The sequence below is a fragment of the Rhodococcus sp. ARC_M12 genome (assembly GCF_022810385.1).
GTDB lineage: Bacteria > Actinomycetota > Actinomycetes > Mycobacteriales > Mycobacteriaceae > Rhodococcoides > Rhodococcoides navarretei.
The window spans coordinates 134,033-151,102 of record NZ_JALGQI010000003.1; the positions used below are offsets into that span (position 1 = coordinate 134,033).

The window sequence follows — 17,070 nt, forward strand, 5'->3', positions numbered from 1 at the left end:
CGAAGAGAGACACGAGAACGATGGATTCGCACACCCCTGGCACCCACCCGACGCCGCTTCGCCCCGGGGCGAACCCGCGCAAAGCGGCGACCGCCGCGTGGGTCGGAAGCGCCCTCGAGTACTACGACTTCTTCATCTACGGCACCGCCGCCGCCCTGGTGTTCGGCCGCGTGTTCTTCCCGGGCTCCAACCCGGCGACCGGAACCCTGCTGGCCCTGGCCACTTTCGGCGTCGGATACCTCGCACGTCCGCTCGGTGCCCTGGTTCTCGGCCACATTGGCGATCGCCACGGACGCAAGAAGGTCATGGTCGCCACCGTCCTGCTGATGGGTATCGCCACCCTGGGCGTCGGCGTTCTGCCGTCGTACGAATCCATCGGCATCGCCGCGCCCATCATCCTGGTGTTGCTTCGGCTGTGCCAGGGATTCTCCGCGGGCGGCGAGCAGGCCGGCGCGAACTCGATGACTCTCGAACACGCCCCGGACGACAGGCGCGCGTTCTTCACCAGTTTCACCCTCAGCGGCACCCAGGGCGGACAGATTCTCGCCACCGCGGTGTTCCTGCCGGTCGCCATGCTGCCCGAGGAAGCACTGCTCAGCTGGGGTTGGCGAATCCCGTTCTTCCTGAGCGCTTTCGTCGTCGTCGCTGCCTTCGTCATCCGCCGTTCGCTCGACGAGACCCCGGTCTTCGAGGAGGAAGTGGCCTCCACCGAACCCCAGCGCCTGCCCGTCGCCGAATTGCTCGGCAACCATCGCTCGGCCGTTCTCCGCGTCATGCTCGCCGCCGTCATCGCCTCGGTCAGCACGATCTTCACCGTCTACGCACTGTCGTACGCCGTGAACACGGTCGGTCTCGAACGCACCCCCATGCTGTGGGTCGGCGTTCTCGCCAACGTCGTCGCCCTCTTCGCACTGCCCTTCTTCGGTGCATTGTCGGATCGCATCGGACGCAAGCCCGTGTTCCTGTTCGGCTCGATCGGCTGCGCAATCCTGATGTTCGGCTACCTCTGGTCCATCTCCAGCGGCAACTACGTCCTCATCTTCGTCTTCGGCATCGTGATGTTCGGGTTCGTACACAGCGCCACCGGCGGCGTCTGGCCCTCCTTCTACGGTGAGATGTTCCCGGCCCGAGTCCGCCTGACCGGAACCGCATTGGGAACCCAGATCGGTTTCGCAATCGCCGGTTTCGCCCCCACCATTGCCGGCGCGATCGCCGGAGCCGAGGTCGGTGCGTGGCTGCCCGTCGCGATCGTCACCGCGGTCTTCTGCACCATCAACGTGGTCATCGTCGCGACCTCGAAGGAGACCTTCCGCACCCCCACCGACGAGCTCGGTCTTCCGACGCGCACCACCGACAGCGCGCGCGTCGCGTCGGTCTGACCGAGATCGTGATCGACACACTTCGACCTGCAGCGGCGGGCACCTGGACGGTGCTCGCCCTGCAGTATGCCCGTCGAACAGCATTGCGCGGCCACCTCTTTCACCAACGCGACGAGCGCAGTGCAGAAAGCCAGGAGGTTGCCTACTACGTGTGGCTCGCACTCTCGCAGACCCGCACCGTGCTGATCGACGCCGGAATCTCGCCGGCCACAGCGGAATCGATGGACGGACTCGACTACTTCGGGTCACCGCTCCAGCTGCTCGGCGAGCTGGGACCGACTCCGGGCGAGATCGACACCTGCATCCTGACCCACCTGCACTACGACCACACCGGCGTCGTCGCGGACCTTCCGGCGGCGCGATACGTGGTGCAACGCAGAGAACTCGAGTACTGGAACGGGCCGTGGGCCGCCCGCATCACCCGCGAGCAGTGGTTGCATTCACGAGCGGACACCGATCACATCAGCTCCGCAGATCGTGGCGGTCGACTCGACCTCGTCGACGGTGATCTGGAACTGTTCCCCGGGCTGTCCGTCCACGCCGTCGGCGGACATACCGCAGGCATGCAGGTGGTCAGAGTGAACACCCGCCGCGGCCCGGTGGTGGTGGCCTCCGACGCCAGTCATTTCTACGAGAACATCGAGGACGACAGCCCGTTCGCGATCCTGCATACTCTGCCGGACATGTACGGGGCCTTCGACCGAATCCGGGAGCTCGCCGCGGGCACCGGCATCGTCGTGCCAGGCCACGACCCACTGGTTCGACGCCGATTTCCCGCCGTGCCCGACGCACCGGGCGCGCACGCGGTGATCATCGGCTGAAAACAGCGAGAAACGATGAATCCCCGACCTCGCGATGAGGTCGGGGATTCGTCGTTCAGCTGACGGATCGACGCGTATCAGGCGGACTTGTCGCGACGCTCCGGACGCTCCGGCTTGCGCGGCACGATGGTCGGCAGCACGTTGTCGTTGACGGTCTCGGCCGTCACGACGACCTTCTCGACGTCGTCGCGGCTCGGGATGTCGTACATCACCGGAAGCAGAACTTCTTCCATGATGGCGCGCAGTCCACGAGCACCGGTGCCACGCAGAATCGCCTGATCGGCGATCGCTTCGAGTGCCTCGGAGGTGAATTCGAGCTCGACGCCGTCCATGTCGAACAGGCGACGGTATTGCTTGACGAGCGCATTCTTCGGCTCGGACAGAATCGTCACGAGCGATTCCTTGTCCAGGTTCGTCACCGACGCGATCATCGGCAGACGGCCGATGAACTCGGGAATCAGACCGAACTTGATCAGATCCTCCGGCATCACCTCGGCGAAGTGATCCTGCGTGTCGATCTCGGCCTTGGACCGAACCTCGGCTCCGAAACCGAGCCCGCGCTTGCCGACCCGATCGGACACGATCTTCTCGAGTCCGGCGAACGCACCGGCAACGATGAAGAGCACGTTGGTGGTGTCGATCTGGATGAACTCCTGATGCGGATGCTTGCGACCACCCTGCGGCGGCACGCTGGCCTGAGTTCCTTCCAGGATCTTGAGCAACGCCTGCTGCACGCCCTCGCCCGACACGTCACGCGTGATCGACGGGTTCTCGCTTTTGCGGGCGATCTTGTCGACCTCGTCGATGTAGATGATGCCGGTCTCGGCGCGCTTGACGTCGTAGTCCGCGGCCTGGATGAGCTTGAGCAGAATGTTCTCGACGTCCTCGCCCACGTAGCCGGCCTCGGTGAGGGCGGTGGCGTCGGCGATGGCGAAGGGCACGTTGAGCATCTTGGCCAGGGTCTGCGCGAGGTACGTCTTTCCGCACCCCGTCGGCCCGAGCATCAGAATGTTCGACTTCGCCAGTTCGACGGATTCGCCTCGCACGTCGCGCGCCTTGTCACCGGCCTGAATGCGCTTGTAGTGGTTGTAGACCGCAACGGCCAACGTGCGCTTGGCAGCGTCCTGACCGATCACGTAGTTCTCGAGAAAGTCCTTGATCTCGGAGGGCTTGGGCAGGTCGTCGAGCTTGACTTCGCTCGATTCGGCCAATTCCTCTTCGATGATCTCGTTGCACAGGTCGATGCACTCGTCGCAGATGTACACCCCTGGTCCCGCGATGAGCTTCTTGACCTGCTTCTGGCTCTTGCCGCAGAAGGAGCACTTCAGCAGATCGCCACCGTCACCGATGCGTGCCATTCGGAGGTTCCTACTTCCTTGTCCGCGTACGACCCACGCCGACCGGATGTGGCCGAAACCTTCGTGGGCTACTTCTCGGTCTGTCGTCATGCCGACTTCGGTCGACCGAGTTCTTGGATGCGACGGTACCCGTGTTCGCCGAACATGGGCGGGTTGTTTCCGGTGATTCGCCACCCGATTTCACCGAATGCAGCATTCGGGTCGTCGATCACGACCGCCGGGCGGAGTTTCACACTCGCACCCGGCGTTCGATCTTCTGCCGGACCGTTTCGTCCGACCGGTGGTACTCGCTCTGCTACTTCTGGGCAGAGAGCTTGCGGTACTCGAACACGGTGTCGATGATGCCGTAGTCCTTGGCCTGTTCCGCGGTGAGGATCTTGTCGCGATCGGTGTCCTTGCGGATGACGTCGGGATCCTTGCCGGTGTGGCGGCCGAGGGTGGTCTCCATGAGTCGACGCATACGCTCGATCTCGGCGGCCTGGATCTCGAGGTCCGAGACCTGGCCCTGGATGCCACCGCTGGACGGCTGGTGAATCAGCACACGCGCGTTGGGCAATGCCGCACGCTTGCCGGGAGTACCGGCGGCGAGCAGCACGGCCGCGGCCGACGCGGCCTGGCCGAGGCAGACGGTCGCAACATCGGCGCGGACGTACTGCATCGTGTCGTAGATCGCCATCAACGAGGTGAACGAGCCACCGGGTGAGTTGATGTACATGGTGATGTCCCGGTCGGGATCGAGACCCTCGAGCACCAGCAGCTGAGCCATGACGTCGTTGGCCGACGCGTCGTCGACCTGAACGCCGAGGAAGATGATGCGCTCCTCGAACAGCTTGTTGTACGGGTTGGATTCCTTGACGCCGTAGCTGGAGTGCTCGACGAAGGAAGGAAGGATGTACCGCGAGGACGGCAACTGGTTGGGATCGAACAGGTTTGTCATCGTTTCTCCAAGATGTGAGTGATCGAGGGTCGGGGTGCCGAGCGAGTTACTCGCCGACGCCGCCGGTCTGCCGCGCGCGGCTGACGACGTGATCCACGAACCCGTATTCCTTGGCTGCCTGCGCCGTGAACCACCGGTCACGGTCGGAGTCCTCGGTGATCTGCTCGACGGTCTGACCCGTGTGCTGGGCGATGAGTTCCGCCATCTCGCGCTTGGTGTGTGCGAACTGCTCGGCCATGATGGCGATGTCGGAGGCGCTGCCACCGATACCGGCCGAGGGCTGGTGCATCATGATCCGCGCGTGCGGCAGGGCGTAACGCTTGCCCTTGGCACCGGCGGAGAGCAGGAACTGGCCCATCGAGGCGGCCAGACCCATGCCGTAGGTCGCGATGTCGCACTCGGCGAATTCCATGGTGTCGAAAATGGCCATACCTGCGGTGACCGAGCCACCGGGCGAGTTGATGTACAGCGCGATGTCGCGGGTGGGGTCCTCGGCCGAGAGCAGCAGGATCTGAGCGCACAACTTGTTGGCGATGTCGTCGTCGACCTGGGTACCGAGGAAAATGATGCGGTTTTGAAGCAGACGCTCGTACACGGAGTCGCTGAGATTCAGCCCTGCTGCGGCCGAAGTCATGACGGGACTCTGCTCGTGCGAAGCCGCCGGATTCTGAACAGTCACGGTACCTGCCTTTTCCATAACAAATCGTTGGTTCCTGACACAGACACTAACGAAAGACGGCGGCTCCGGAGTCCCGGAACCGCCGTCGTTCGCTGTGAGCGTTACTTCTCTTGTTCGCCCTCGGAAGAATCTGCTGCTTCGACCTCGTCGGGAGCATCTGCCGGGCTGCCGAACAGCTCGGCGGTGTCGACGCTCGCGCCGGTGGTGTCGGTCACGGTGACGCGCTCGACGACGGAGGCCAACGCCTTACCGCGCTTGACATCGGCGAACACGGCACCGAGCTGGTTGGCCTGCTGGACCTGCTGAATGAACTGCTCGGGCGGCATGCCGTAGCGCTGCGCCTGGAAGATGATCCGCTCGGTGAGCTCTTCCTGCCCGACCTGCGTGTTCTCGGCCTCGGCGATGGCATCGAGAAGGAGCTGGGTACGCACCGACTTCTCGGCGCCTTCCTTGACGTCCTTGTCGAACTCCTCGCGGCTCGAACCCTGCGACTCGAGCAGCTCGGCGAGTGCCTCCTCGTTGTGGTCGAGGCCGTGGATCGCCTCGTGCACCTGAGAATCGACCTCGGCCTTGACGACGGCCTCGGGAGCCGGAATCTCGAGGGTCTCGAGCAGCGTCTCGAGCACCTTGTCGCGGATCTGACCGGCCTGCTCGACCTTCGCGACCCGCTCGACGCGCGTCCTCAGATCGGCGAGCAACTCGTCGAACGTGTCGAACTCACTGGCCAGCTGGGCGAACTCGTCGTCGGCCTCGGGCAGCTCGCGCTCCTTGACGGAGACGACCTTGACCGTGACGACGGCTTCCTTGCCTGCGTACTCGCCGGCGACCAGAGTCGAGGTGAACTCCTTCGACTCGTCTGCCGAGACGCCGATGATCGCGTCGTCGAGTCCCTCGATGAGCTGGCCGGAGCCGACCTCGTGGGACAGTCCGCTCGCGGTTGCCTCCTCCACGTTCTCGCCGTCGACAGTGGCTGAGAGATCGATCGAGACGAAGTCTCCCGACTGGACCGGACGGTCGACACCGGTCAGGGTGCCGAAACGCTGGCGCAGCGACTGCAGCTGCTCGTCGACGGCCTCGTCTTTGATCTCGAGGGGATCGACGACGACGCTGATGGTCGAGTAGTCGGGCAGCTCGATCTCGGGGCGAACGTCGACCTCGGCGGTGAACGTGAGCTCGGTGCCGTCCTCGATCTTGGTGATCTCGATCTCGGGCTGACCGATGACCTTGACCTTCTCGTTGGTCACGGCCTCGGAGTAGCGGGAGGGAAGAGCGTCGTTGACGACCTGCTCGAGTACGGCACCACGGCCGACACGTGCCTCGAGCAGCTTGGCCGGAGCCTTGCCGGGACGGAATCCGGGGAGGCGGATCTGCTGAGCCAAAGCCTTGTACGCGCGGTCGAAATCAGGCTTGAGCTCCTCGAAGGGCACCTCAACGTTGATACGGACTCGCGTCGGGCTCAGCTGCTCGACGGTGCTCTTCACGGGACATGCTCCTTCTGGTGATTCTTGATTGCTGGTGGTTCCGGCGTGCGGTCTTGCCTCGCTCGCCACGAGCACGGTGAGCCGTGCCCGCGGCCCTCATCTGTCGGGGTGACAGGAATTGAACCTGCGACCCTCCGCTCCCAAAGCGGATGCGCTACCAAGCTGCGCCACACCCCGTCGTACGGACACCATTGAACAGCAACCGATAGTAGCCCCTCATGGGCGCCCCACCCATGACGTCGGGCCGGACCGGTCGCAACAGGCCGGTTTGGAATCCGGCGACGGCTTTGGGTACAGTCTTGAAACGCAGGCGACGGAACTGGCGATCCCACGACTGTTGTTTGCATGCCGATGTAGCTCAATGGTAGAGCCCCTGTCTTCCAAACAGGCTACGCGAGTTCGATTCTCGTCATCGGCTCCACCGAATAGCCCCGCACTCGTGGTGCGGGGCTTTTTCGTGTCCGCGTACCCTGGATGGTGTCCGAATTGTCCGTACCAACCGGACATGCATCGTCGGCGAAAGGCCTGCAGTGGAAATAATCCTGATCGTTCTCGTCGTAGCCGCAGTGGCCCTGCTGGTGCTGCGCAGCAAGAAGAACTCGGCTGCGGCGGCCGAAACCGCGCTGGCCGACGCCAAGGCCGATGCCCGTCAATCGATCGAACGCCTCGGTGGGCAGGTCTACAACCTGATCGGCACCGACACACCGTCCAAGCAGGCCCTGGCCGACGCGTCCGAACGCAACATCGCTGCCGGTTCGCAGATCGACCAGGCCACTACTCCCGAACAGGCTCGACTGGCCAAGCAGACCGCCCTCGAGGGGCTCTACTACATTCGCGCTGCTCGACTCGCCATGGGAATGGATCCAGGGCCGGAGATCGCCGGCATCGACGGGCAGCAGCAGGCGGGTCGCGTCACCGAGGATCGCAAGGTCGACTTCGAGGGCCGCGAGATCGCGGCGTCACCGGATCCCTCCGATCGCACTCCGAACTACTACCCGGGCGGCCGCGTCGCGGGCCGTCCGGTGCCCGCGGGCTGGTACTCCGAGCCGTGGTGGCGTCCGGCCCTCGTGGCCGGTGCCTGGGGAATGGGTTCGATGTTCCTGTTCTCGGCGATGTTCTCCGGCATGCCGGGGGTACCTGACGAAACCGCAGCCGGAGGCGACATGGGAGCCGACGGTTCAGACGGGGGTTCGGGCGAGGACATGGGCGGCGACACGGACTTCGGTGCCATGGACGACGGTGGCGGCATGGACTTCGGCGGCGGCGACTTCGGCGGTTTCTAGGTCGCCTGACAGACCGGGCACCAGAAAAGGTTTCGAGCCTGCATCACCGAGTGCAGGATGTCGGCACCGCACACGCGGCAGGGATAACCCTGCCTGCGGTAGACGTAGGAGCGAGGCCTGCGTGCACCGTAGGTGTCGCCGTGATCGTCCTCGGGCCGGATGGTGATGATGCGACCGCGTCGGACACCGATCTTCATCAGTTCGACGAGGTCGAACCAGATGGCGTCCCACTCGGATCGGTCGAGGTCCTTGCCCGGCCGCATCGGGTTGATCTCGTGGCGAAACAGAATCTCGGCGCGGTAGACGTTTCCGACGCCGGCGAGCACCTTCTGATCCATCAGCAAGGTGCCGATTGCGGTGCGCGACTTGGAGATTCGCGCCCACGCACGGTCCGGGTCGGCGTCCTTACGCAGTGGATCCGGACCCAGGCGCGCCACCAGGGCATCGACCTGCTGTTCGGTGTAGATCTCGCAGGCCGTCGGGCCGCGCAGGTCGACGCCGTACTTCTCCCCCACCATGCGCAGCCGCACGGCACCCACCGGATCGTCCAGCGGTACAGCCTGTTCGGTGAACTTCCCGTAGAGACCGAGATGGATGTGCACGATCAGATCGGACTCGTATCGGTGCAGCAGGTGTTTGCCCCAGGCCTCGGCCTTCTCCAGCACGAGGCCGTCGATCAGCGCGGCACCGGAGGTGAACCGCCCCTGTGGGCTGCTCGCCTCGACCGGTGCCCCACCGAACCGACGTTGATGCAACCGAGCGAGTCGGTGCAGGGTGTGGCCTTCGGGCACCTACGCGGGCCTTCCGGGCACCTCGGGCGCCTCGCCGCTGCGCTCGTACTCGGACAGGATGTCGACGCGGCGCTGGTGGCGCTCCTCACCCGAGAACGGGGTGCCGAGGAAGGCGTCGACGATGGCGAGGGCCTCGGGCAGAGTGTGCATGCGGCCACCGATGCCGATGAGCTGTGCGTCGTTGTGCTCACGGGCCAACTTGGCGGTCTCGACGCTCCACGCCAGCGCGCAGCGAGCGCCCGGCACCTTGTTGGCCGCGATCTGCTCGCCGTTTCCCGAACCGCCGAGCACCAGCCCGCGGCTACCCGGGTCGGCGACGACGCGGCGTGCTGCGTCGATGCAGAACGCGGGGTAGTCGTCGACGGGGTCGTAGTCGAAGGCACCGCAGTCGACGGGCTCGTGCCCGGTCGCCGTCAGGTGTTCGATGATCTGATTCTTGAACTCGAGGCCGGCGTGGTCGGCACCCAGGTATACGCGCATGCCTAGAGTCTGACAGGTGAACTCCGAAGCCGAGAAATTCGCCGGTGTGGACGGCGCCAAAGGTGCGTGGGTGGTCGCGTCCATCGACGGCACGACGCTCACGTGGACCGGGTGTTCCTCCGTGGCAGAGGTGTTGGAACACACGAGGGACCACGCGCGAGTGGGCGTCGACATGCCGCTGTCGTTACCCGAGAGCGGCTACCGCGTCAGCGAACTGGAGGCGAAGCAATTTCTGGGTACCGCGCGCAGCTCCATCTTTCACACGCCGGTCGTCGACGTGCTCGCTGCCGAGTCGTATCCCGAGGCATGCGCCGTGTCTCGGCAGCTCACCGGCAAGGCGATCAGCAAGCAGACGTGGCACATCCTGCCGTCCGTGAAAGCGTGGCGCGATGCAGACTTCGATCGAAACAGATACGTCGAGGTACATCCCGAATGCTCGTTCCGGGCGATGTCGCCGACAACGGAGTTCTCGTCGAAGAAGACCGGCCGCGGTGTCGGACAGCGGTTGGCGGCGCTGCAGCGGTGGAGCCGGCAGATCGAGCTGGCAGACCTGCCGAGCGGGCCGGCCGTCGACGACTTCCTCGACGCGGCCGCGGCGGCGTGGTCGGCGCGACGCCTTCACCTCGGCGAGCACCGAGTGTTCGGCACCGCCGACCCGTCGGACCGCATCGTGGCCTGACGCCCCGTGCATGAAAGCCGCACTCCTGCTACGAATTCCATGCACGAGGGGTGGGGCGATCAGTCGAACTGCGGATCTTCGTTGCGGGTGCGCTTGAGCTCGAAGAAGTGCGGGTACGACGCGAAGATCACCGACGCGTCCCAGAGCTTGCCTGCCTCCTCGCCACGCGGGATCCGGGAGAGCACAGGTCCGAAGAAGGCCACCCCGTTCACGTGAATGGTCGGGGTGCCGACGTCGGGTCCGACCTTGTCCATACCTGCGTGATGGCTGGTCCGCAGGTCCTCGTCGTAGTCGGTGCTCTCGGCGGCCTTCGCGAGGTCACCGGGCAGGTCCAGTTCCGCCAGCGACTCCGCGATGACGACGTCGAAATCCTTGTTGCCCTCGTTGTGAATTCGCGTTCCCATGGCCGCGTACAGCGGGGCGAGGATGTCGTCACCCTTCAGCTTTGCTGCGGCGATCGCCACGCGCACCGGGCCCCACGCCTTCTTCATCATCGCTGCGTACTCCTCGGGCAGGTCTCGGCCCTCGTTGAGTACTGCCAGGCTCATGACGTGGAAGTTCACGTCGATGTCTCGCACCTGCTGCACCTCGAGAATCCACCGCGAGGTGATCCAACACCACGGGCACAGTGGGTCGAACCAAAAATCCGCAGTGTCTTTCTGTCCTGAACCGGCCACTGTTCTACTCCTTGGAATTCGAGGTCAACGTCTCATCGTTGCGTAACAACCGCCCACCGCGCAGACATTCCGCAGGGCACGTCGGCCAGCGCGGGAGACGCGTGACGTGATGGGATGGAAGGCACTACCCATAACTACACGAAGAGGTGTCGACTGAAGTGGTTGCTCCCAACCTGACGCGTGACCAAGCCTCCGAGCGATCGGCGATCATCGGGGACACGAAGTACGCGATCGTTCTCGATCTCACCGACGGCGAGGGCAATCCGGGCGAGAAGACGTTCCGTTCGCTCACCACCATCACGTTCACGGCCACCGCCGGAGCGTCGAGTTTCGTGGACATCATCGCGGCCACGATCCGCTCCGCGACGCTCAACGGCACCGATCTCGATATCGCGAACTACGACGAGTCGACGGGCATCGCGCTCGAAAATCTGACCGAGCACAACGAACTCGTCGTCGATGCGGACTGCATCTACTCCCACACCGGCGAGGGACTGCACCGCTTCGTCGACCCGTCGGACGGCTCGGTTTACCTGTACTCGCAGTTCGAGACCGCCGATGCCAAGCGCATGTTCGCCTGCTTCGATCAGCCCGATCTCAAGGCCACCTTCGACCTGAAGGTCACCGCTCCCGAGAGCTGGACAATCATCTCCAATGCCGCGCATGCCGCGGAGCCTGCCGCCGGCGAGCACGTGTTCGACACGACACCGTTGATGAGCACGTACCTCGTGGCGCTGATCGCCGGTCCGTACGCGGAGTGGACCGACTCGTACACCGATGATCACGGCACCATCCCGCTCGGACTCTATTGCCGTGCATCGCTTGCCGATCACATGGACGCCGAGCGCCTGTTCACCGAGACCAAGCAGGGCTTCGGTTTCTACCACGAGAACTTCGGCACTCCGTACGCCTTCGGCAAGTACGACCAGCTCTTCGTGCCCGAGTTCAATGCCGGTGCGATGGAAAACGCCGGTGCCGTCACGTATCTGGAGGACTACGTCTTCCGGTCCAAGGTGACACGCGCCTCGTACGAGCGTCGCGCCGAGACCGTGTTGCACGAGATGGCGCACATGTGGTTCGGCGACCTGGTCACCATGACGTGGTGGGACGACCTGTGGCTGAACGAGTCGTTCGCCACGTTCGCATCGGTGCTGTGCCAGTCCGAGGCCACCGAGTACACCAACGCGTGGACCACCTTCGCCAACGTCGAGAAGGCCTGGGCCTACCGCCAGGACCAGTTGCCGTCGACGCACCCCATCGCCGCCGACATTCCCGACCTGGCCGCAGTGGAGGTCAACTTCGACGGCATCACCTACGCCAAGGGCGCGAGTGTGCTCAAGCAGCTGGTGGCGTACGTGGGCAAGGAGGATTTCCTGGCGGGGTTGCGGGCCTACTTCGTCGACCACGCCTTCGGCAACGCGACCTTCTCCGATCTGCTTGCCGCCCTGGAGAAGTCGTCGGGTCGAGACCTCTCGGACTGGGGTACCCAGTGGCTGCGCACCACCGGCCTGAACACCCTGAGCCCGGACTTCGACGTCGATGCCGACAATAAGTTCACCCGCTTCGCGGTCCGTCAGACCGGCGCGGCACCGGGTGCAGGCGAGCACCGAGTCCACCGCATCGCGGTCGGCATCTACGACGATGTCGACGGCAAGCTGGTCCGCACCGATCGCGTGGAACTCGATCTCGACGCAGCCGAATCGACGAATGTCGATGCGCTGGTGGGCGTCTCACGAGGAAAGCTCGTGTTGGTCAACGACGACGACCTGACGTACTGCGCGGTGCGACTCGACCCCGATTCGCTCGACACTCTCCTGAGTCGTATCGGCGACATCGCCGAGCCCCTCCCCCGCACCCTTGCGTGGTCGGCGGCCTGGGAGATGACCCGATCCGCCGAGATGAAGGCGCGCGATTTCGTGGCGCTCGTTCAGCGCGGAATCGGCGGCGAGACCGAAGTGGGTGTGGTGCAACGACTTCTGCTCCAAGCCCAGACCGGCATCACCAGCTACGCCGACCCGGCGTGGGCGGCCGAACACGGTACCCCCGAGTTCGCCGACGCATTGCTCGAGCTGGCCCGCGGGGCCGAGGCAGGCTCGGATCACCAGCTCGCGTTCGTCAATGCTCTCACCGGCATCGAAATCGGCGATCGCCATATCGAGGTATTGCGCGCCCTGCTCGACGGTGATGCCGACGGCCAGGGCCTGTCCGGCCTCGGTGTCGACACCGATCTGCGGTGGCGCGTCGTCACAGCACTGGCCGCAGCAGGGGCCATCGACTCGGACGGGCTCGAGTCTCCGGTCATCGACGCCGAAGCGGACAAGGACAACACCGCTGCCGGGGCACGGTCGGCTGCGGCGGCACGGGCTGCACGTCCGAGCGCCGAGGTCAAGGAACAGGCGTGGACCACGGTGGTCGACGACGACTCGGTACCGAACATCACAGCGCGCTCGATCATCGGTGGATTCGCCGGACCCGGCCAGGGCGAGCTGCTCGAACCGTACGTCGCCCGCTACTTCGAAGCCATCGAGGGCGTCTGGGCGCGTCGTTCCAGCGAGGTCGCGCAGACCGTCGTGATCGGGCTGTACCCCTCCTGGTCGATCAGTGAAGAGTCGCTTGCGGCCGCGGACGGGTTCCTGGACGGCGAACTGCCGCCTGCACTCCGTCGCCTGGTGATCGAGGGACGGGCCGGCATCGTGCGAGCTCTCGCTGCGCGGGAGTTCGACGCGAGCTGATCGGCACCGCCCTACGACAAGGGCCGGTTGCTCACCGAGAAGGTGGGCAACCGGCCCTCGTCGTGATACCGGGTCCGGTGGGGGCTAGGGACTGAGGATGGATGCTGCCATCACCCGCACGGCGGCCACCAGGCCGTCGATGAGGTTTCCGTCTCGGAACGGTCCGAGTGCAGCGGTGACACCCAGCTGTGCGACCCGGTCGGTGGCCCGGTTGGACACTCGCTTGCCACTGCGGATCTCGAGAGCGTGCCGATTGGGATCGACCGCGATCAGGACCGAGCGCACGGCATCGGGCGTTCCGGGGAACACCGAGTCCGCTCCCGCAGCCGGATCGGCTCCGAGGTCACCGATGTAGATGTTGAACCGGATCTTGGTCTGCCGAATCGCCTGGGTCAGAGCGTCGTCGAGAGCAACCAGATCCTGAGTCGCGAACGGAAGATGCTCGGGATTGACGGTTCCGAACTCGTGAGCGGCCGAAACACGGCCGCTCCCGGTCAGGGCAGCCCCGAACGGCAGGTCCTCTTCCCGTATGTCACTGCGGACGAGTTCACCACTTGCCACTTGCAGCACCTCCGATCGAGTCGGCTGTGTCGGCGTCGTGCGATCCGTGGCCCCCGAATGGAGTCACCTCGTCCGTAGCGCTCCACAGCAATGGCTCGCGCGTCCACTCGTCCGTCAGTCGGTAGGGAGGTACGTCCATACCGGGCTGCTTGTCGGTCAAGTAGGACAACGCGCCGATGAGTCCGATCACCGCAACCGGAATCACCCCGAATATCAGCGTGGTCTCCAAAATGCTCACAGGGTGTGACGTTAGTCGACAATTGCGCGTCGGACCACGTCGGGGCCGGTGTTGTGACCGAAATGTGCGAACACGATTCGGTCAGGCAGCGCCTTCACCGAGATACGCCAGCCAACTCGGGTCCAGCTCTTTCGTGGTTGCCAACAGACGCCAGTGCGGACCCTTCGGCGGCACCAACTGGGCGCGCAACGTCCAGCCGATCTCGCTGAGCAGTTTGTCTGCCTTGCGATGATTGCACGAGGCGCAGCACGCGACGCAGTTCTCCCACGAGTGGCCACCGCCCCGGCTACGCGGCACCACGTGGTCGACCGTCTCGGCCTTGCTTCCGCAGTACGCGCACCGGAACCGGTCGCGGTGCATCAGCGCGGCTCGCGTCATCGGCACTCGTGCCCGATACGGAACGCGAACGAACGTCCGCAATCTGATCACCGACGGCACCTGCACCGAAAAGTCCGCGGACCGGATGAACGGACCCACCGGGTCGTCGTGCACCACGTCGGCCTTCCCACAAACGAGAAGAACCACCGCCCGGCGCATCGGAAGCGCGGTCAGTGGCTCGAATGTGGCGTTGAGGAGCAGCACACGGCGCTTGACCCACGCCGGCACGGCGTCGTCGACCGTGGCAGCGTTGGCCGTCGGCACCACACGCAGCGGAGAAGCCCCCGAGGCCGTCTCACGCTGGTCATGCGTGGTGCGGCCCACAGTGGGCGGGAGTTGTCGATGACGGTGTTGCGAGTTCTTCATGCGTTGCTCCAGAAACAGTCGGCGCCCGCGCATGGCTTGCGTGGAACACGAGTCACAGTGGAACACGAATGCACCGCCCGCGCACAGCCTTTTTCGTCGCATTTTCTGTTGCCGATCGGTGAACATTTCGCTTCCTCGTTCTCACCGACAGAGGAACGGCGGCCCCATGCGCTGCGTGACTGGCGAGATCTTCACGTCTCCGTAGACTCTTCGGGTGTCTGTCTCAACCTTTCTGTCCGCATCGTCCCTTCCGCAACCGTCGCTGCTACGAGAGCTCGACACCCGAGCCTTCGAGCTCACGGACACCGGGCGCGACTGGCTGGTCGATCGGCCGCTGCAGATTCTCGGCTATCTGGCCCTAGCCATCGTGTTACGCCTCGTTCTGCACAGAATGATCGCCCGCTTCACCCGCAACGAGGTCGGCAAGTCTCCGATGCTGCTACGACCGCTCCGCGACCGATCGTCGAGCACCGTCCAAGGCGCGATTCTCAACGAACGTCGGAAACAACGGGCCAACACGATCGGCTCGGTGCTCAAATCGGCAGTGTCGGTCATGATCCTGACCTGGTTCCTGCTCTCGGTTCTCGATGTCATCGGCATCAACGTCGCACCGTTCATCGCGTCCGCGGGGATCGTCGGCGTGGCCCTCGGCTTCGGTGCCCAGAACCTGGTACGAGACTTCCTGTCCGGCATCTTCATGCTGCTGGAGGATCAGTACGGAGTGGGCGATGTCGTCGACCTCGGCGAGGCCACCGGGACCGTCGAGAGCGTGGGTCTACGTGTGACGACGATCAGAGATATCAACGGCACGGTGTGGTACTGCCGTAACGGCGAAGTACTGCGTGTGGGGAACATGAGCCAGGGCTTCGCGGTGGCGGTTCTGGATCTGCCCGTCTCGCACACCGCGAACATCGAAGAAGCCTGCGAGGTGGCCGAACGCACAACTCTGGCGTCGGTGAAGTCCGGCGACTTCGAGAACGACATTCTCGAACCACCCGAAATGCTCGGAGTCAACGGTGTCAGCGCCGACACCGTCACCATCCGCATCACGATCAAGACGCGGCCAGGACGCCAATGGGCCGTCCAGCGCCGCATTCACAAGGACATCCTCGAGGCCTTCGTCGACGCCGGCATCAAGGCACCCTATGCACTGGGACGCCCGGGTGGGGTCGCAGCCGAGCCCGGCGCCTGAGGGACAATGGTCGGTAGCGACGCCGACCGGAGCCCGCCGACGACCCCAGAAGAGAGAGTGTGATGACCGAACCGCAGCAGACGTTCTACGACGCGGTAGGCGGTGCCGAGACGTTCCGGTCACTCACGGCGAAGTTCTACGAGGAAGTCGCCAAGGACGAGATAGTGCGGCCGCTGTATCCCGAAGAGGACCTCGCACCAGCCGAACGGCGGATGCGGATGTTTCTCGAGCAGTACTGGGGCGGTCCGAGGACCTACTCCGATGAACGCGGACATCCGCGACTGCGCATGCGCCACAACCCGTTTCGGATCGGTCCGATGGAACGAGACGCGTGGCTTCGATGCATGCACATCGCGATCGCATCGATCGACCCGCAGGTCATGGACTCCGCGCATCGAGCTCAGTTGACCGACTACATGGAGATGGCCGCGAATTCGATGGTGAATTCGGCGATCTGACTACCGCGAACGGCAGTGGCTACAGAGATCCGACGCGTTGCGGGCTCTGTCCACCGACGGCGGCTCTGAGCTTGCCCACGCGAACTCGCACGGAGCCGGCGACCTTCAGCGCAAAGCTGACGGGTCCGGGCAGATGCTGGCGCAGGATGGCGTGCTTGCGCACGTAGTCCTGCACGTGCCACTCCGACCATGTGCCCGCACGGAACAACGCGGCATCGCCTGCGACAAGGGTGCGCGGCGCATGGTCGTCACTCGAGACGGTCACCGAACCGTCCATGATGTGCACGATCTCGTCGACGGCGAAGAACCAGCGGAAACGCCCGGCGGTGCAGTCCCACACGTTGGTGGTGGTGGTGCCGTCGATGCTCCTTGACCACTCGGCCATCCGAGCGTGTGGGGTGCCTTCGAGGATCCAGGACGGCTCGATGGGGCTGTCGTCGAGTGCGATATCGCCGAGCCGTACGGCTTCGATGGCCGATGTGGTCATGGTGTCCGTCGCGTCCTCACAGTCGGGCGCGGCATCCGCCGCTGCTGGCTTCCGAAGCCGAACATACAACACTTTCCCAATGAACCGGCACGT

General features: G+C 64.6%; 19 protein-coding genes and 2 tRNA genes. 8 read left to right on the forward strand and 13 right to left on the reverse strand.

What is annotated here, in order from left to right; translation table 11 throughout:
* Positions 1-20 precede the first annotated feature (20 nt).
* Both MTX35_RS05900 and MTX35_RS05905 read left to right on the forward strand, forming a co-directional pair.
* Positions 21-1,379: an MFS transporter gene (locus tag MTX35_RS05900; RefSeq protein ID WP_243594073.1), complete on the forward strand. Its 1,359-nt coding sequence runs from the start codon at positions 21-23 to the stop codon at positions 1,377-1,379.
* Between the two features lie 8 nt (positions 1,380-1,387).
* Entirely contained in the window at positions 1,388-2,200 is an 813-nt protein-coding gene (locus MTX35_RS05905; protein WP_243594074.1) for an N-acyl homoserine lactonase family protein, read from the forward strand.
* A 77-nt stretch (positions 2,201-2,277) separates the two neighbouring features.
* Here MTX35_RS05905 and clpX read toward each other — a convergent pair whose 3' ends face one another.
* From clpX to MTX35_RS05935, 6 genes are all read right to left on the reverse strand, one after another.
* Positions 2,278-3,558: an ATP-dependent Clp protease ATP-binding subunit ClpX gene (clpX, locus tag MTX35_RS05910; protein ID WP_027497577.1), complete on the reverse strand. Its 1,281-nt coding sequence runs from the start codon at positions 3,556-3,558 to the stop codon at positions 2,278-2,280.
* Positions 3,559-3,644: 86 nt separating this feature from the next.
* Positions 3,645-3,791, reverse strand: a complete 147-nt coding sequence (locus MTX35_RS05915) for a hypothetical protein (protein ID WP_243594075.1) — start codon at positions 3,789-3,791, stop codon at positions 3,645-3,647.
* Between the two features lie 62 nt (positions 3,792-3,853).
* Positions 3,854-4,495 (reverse strand): ATP-dependent Clp protease proteolytic subunit, encoded by a 642-nt coding sequence (locus MTX35_RS05920; protein ID WP_008715342.1) that lies wholly within the window; start codon positions 4,493-4,495, stop codon positions 3,854-3,856.
* Between the two features lie 46 nt (positions 4,496-4,541).
* The gene (locus MTX35_RS05925; protein WP_279393219.1) at positions 4,542-5,192 is read right to left on the reverse strand and encodes an ATP-dependent Clp protease proteolytic subunit; all 651 of its coding nucleotides are present in this window, start codon (positions 5,190-5,192) and stop codon (positions 4,542-4,544) included.
* 83 nt (positions 5,193-5,275) lie between these two features.
* A complete protein-coding gene (gene tig / locus MTX35_RS05930) occupies positions 5,276-6,655 on the reverse strand; it encodes a trigger factor (RefSeq protein ID WP_243594077.1) in 1,380 nt (459 codons plus the stop codon).
* Between the two features lie 103 nt (positions 6,656-6,758).
* Positions 6,759-6,832: transfer RNA gene (locus MTX35_RS05935), tRNA-Pro, on the reverse strand.
* Between the two features lie 170 nt (positions 6,833-7,002).
* Between MTX35_RS05935 and MTX35_RS05940 the strand changes: the two genes are divergently transcribed.
* Positions 7,003-7,076: transfer RNA gene (locus MTX35_RS05940), tRNA-Gly, on the forward strand.
* Positions 7,077-7,185: 109 nt separating this feature from the next.
* Positions 7,186-7,938 (forward strand): DUF1542 domain-containing protein, encoded by a 753-nt coding sequence (locus MTX35_RS05945; RefSeq protein ID WP_243594078.1) that lies wholly within the window; start codon positions 7,186-7,188, stop codon positions 7,936-7,938.
* Here the strand turns inward: MTX35_RS05945 and MTX35_RS05950 are convergent.
* Together MTX35_RS05950 and MTX35_RS05955 are read right to left on the reverse strand one after the other, a co-directional pair.
* Positions 7,935-8,729, reverse strand: a complete 795-nt coding sequence (locus tag MTX35_RS05950) for an Fpg/Nei family DNA glycosylase (RefSeq protein WP_243594079.1) — start codon at positions 8,727-8,729, stop codon at positions 7,935-7,937. The two genes, MTX35_RS05945 and MTX35_RS05950, sit on opposite strands and share 4 nt — an antisense overlap.
* Positions 8,730-9,209, reverse strand: a complete 480-nt coding sequence (locus MTX35_RS05955) for a ribose-5-phosphate isomerase (RefSeq protein WP_243594080.1) — start codon at positions 9,207-9,209, stop codon at positions 8,730-8,732. It abuts the gene before it with no gap.
* Positions 9,210-9,225: 16 nt separating this feature from the next.
* Here MTX35_RS05955 and MTX35_RS05960 point away from each other — a divergent pair, with 16 nt between their 5' ends.
* A complete protein-coding gene (locus MTX35_RS05960) occupies positions 9,226-9,888 on the forward strand; it encodes a DUF429 domain-containing protein (RefSeq protein WP_243594081.1) in 663 nt (220 codons plus the stop codon).
* Between the two features lie 59 nt (positions 9,889-9,947).
* Here the strand turns inward: MTX35_RS05960 and MTX35_RS05965 are convergent, their stop codons facing one another.
* Positions 9,948-10,565 (reverse strand): DsbA family protein, encoded by a 618-nt coding sequence (locus MTX35_RS05965; protein WP_243594082.1) that lies wholly within the window; start codon positions 10,563-10,565, stop codon positions 9,948-9,950.
* Positions 10,566-10,723: 158 nt separating this feature from the next.
* Between MTX35_RS05965 and pepN the strand changes: the two genes are divergently transcribed.
* Positions 10,724-13,297 (forward strand): aminopeptidase N, encoded by a 2,574-nt coding sequence (gene pepN / locus MTX35_RS05970; RefSeq protein ID WP_243594083.1) that lies wholly within the window; start codon positions 10,724-10,726, stop codon positions 13,295-13,297.
* 84 nt (positions 13,298-13,381) lie between these two features.
* Here pepN and MTX35_RS05975 read toward each other — a convergent pair whose 3' ends face one another.
* The 3 genes from MTX35_RS05975 to MTX35_RS05985 form a co-directional block, all read right to left on the reverse strand.
* Complete coding sequence (locus tag MTX35_RS05975; RefSeq protein ID WP_243594084.1) at positions 13,382-13,858, reverse strand: DUF5130 family protein; 477 nt, start codon at positions 13,856-13,858, stop codon at positions 13,382-13,384.
* The gene (locus tag MTX35_RS05980; RefSeq protein ID WP_243594085.1) at positions 13,845-14,096 is read right to left on the reverse strand and encodes a hypothetical protein; all 252 of its coding nucleotides are present in this window, start codon (positions 14,094-14,096) and stop codon (positions 13,845-13,847) included. Before MTX35_RS05980 ends, MTX35_RS05975 begins: the two co-directional genes overlap by 14 nt.
* Before the next feature lie 81 nt (positions 14,097-14,177).
* Positions 14,178-14,840, reverse strand: coding sequence for an HNH endonuclease (locus MTX35_RS05985; RefSeq protein ID WP_243594086.1), 663 nt, complete (start codon positions 14,838-14,840; stop codon positions 14,178-14,180).
* A 232-nt stretch (positions 14,841-15,072) separates the two neighbouring features.
* Between MTX35_RS05985 and MTX35_RS05990 the strand changes: the two genes are divergently transcribed.
* Positions 15,073-16,032: a mechanosensitive ion channel family protein gene (locus tag MTX35_RS05990; RefSeq protein WP_374230250.1), complete on the forward strand. Its 960-nt coding sequence runs from the start codon at positions 15,073-15,075 to the stop codon at positions 16,030-16,032.
* A 62-nt stretch (positions 16,033-16,094) separates the two neighbouring features.
* Positions 16,095-16,490, forward strand: a complete 396-nt coding sequence (locus MTX35_RS05995) for a globin (protein WP_243594087.1) — start codon at positions 16,095-16,097, stop codon at positions 16,488-16,490.
* A 19-nt stretch (positions 16,491-16,509) separates the two neighbouring features.
* Here MTX35_RS05995 and MTX35_RS06000 read toward each other — a convergent pair whose 3' ends face one another.
* Positions 16,510-16,977: a cupin domain-containing protein gene (locus tag MTX35_RS06000; protein WP_243594088.1), complete on the reverse strand. Its 468-nt coding sequence runs from the start codon at positions 16,975-16,977 to the stop codon at positions 16,510-16,512.
* Positions 16,978-17,070: the final 93 nt, after the last annotated feature.

Bases quoted from the DNA above. Each gene is read 5' to 3' on its own strand.
- clpX (WP_027497577.1), bottom strand. From the start codon at position 3,558: ATGGCACGCATCGGTGACGGTGGCGATCTGCTGAAGTGCTCCTTCTGC.
- MTX35_RS05920 (WP_008715342.1), bottom strand. From the start codon at position 4,495: ATGACAAACCTGTTCGATCCCAACCAGTTGCCGTCCTCGCGGTACATC.
- MTX35_RS05955 (WP_243594080.1), bottom strand. From the start codon at position 9,209: ATGCGCGTATACCTGGGTGCCGACCACGCCGGCCTCGAGTTCAAGAAT.
- MTX35_RS06000 (WP_243594088.1), bottom strand. From the start codon at position 16,977: ATGACCACATCGGCCATCGAAGCCGTACGGCTCGGCGATATCGCACTC.
- MTX35_RS05925 (WP_279393219.1), bottom strand. From the start codon at position 5,192: ATGGAAAAGGCAGGTACCGTGACTGTTCAGAATCCGGCGGCTTCGCAC.
- MTX35_RS05985 (WP_243594086.1), bottom strand. From the start codon at position 14,840: ATGAAGAACTCGCAACACCGTCATCGACAACTCCCGCCCACTGTGGGC.
- MTX35_RS05995 (WP_243594087.1), top strand. From the start codon at position 16,095: ATGACCGAACCGCAGCAGACGTTCTACGACGCGGTAGGCGGTGCCGAG.
- MTX35_RS05900 (WP_243594073.1), top strand. From the start codon at position 21: ATGGATTCGCACACCCCTGGCACCCACCCGACGCCGCTTCGCCCCGGG.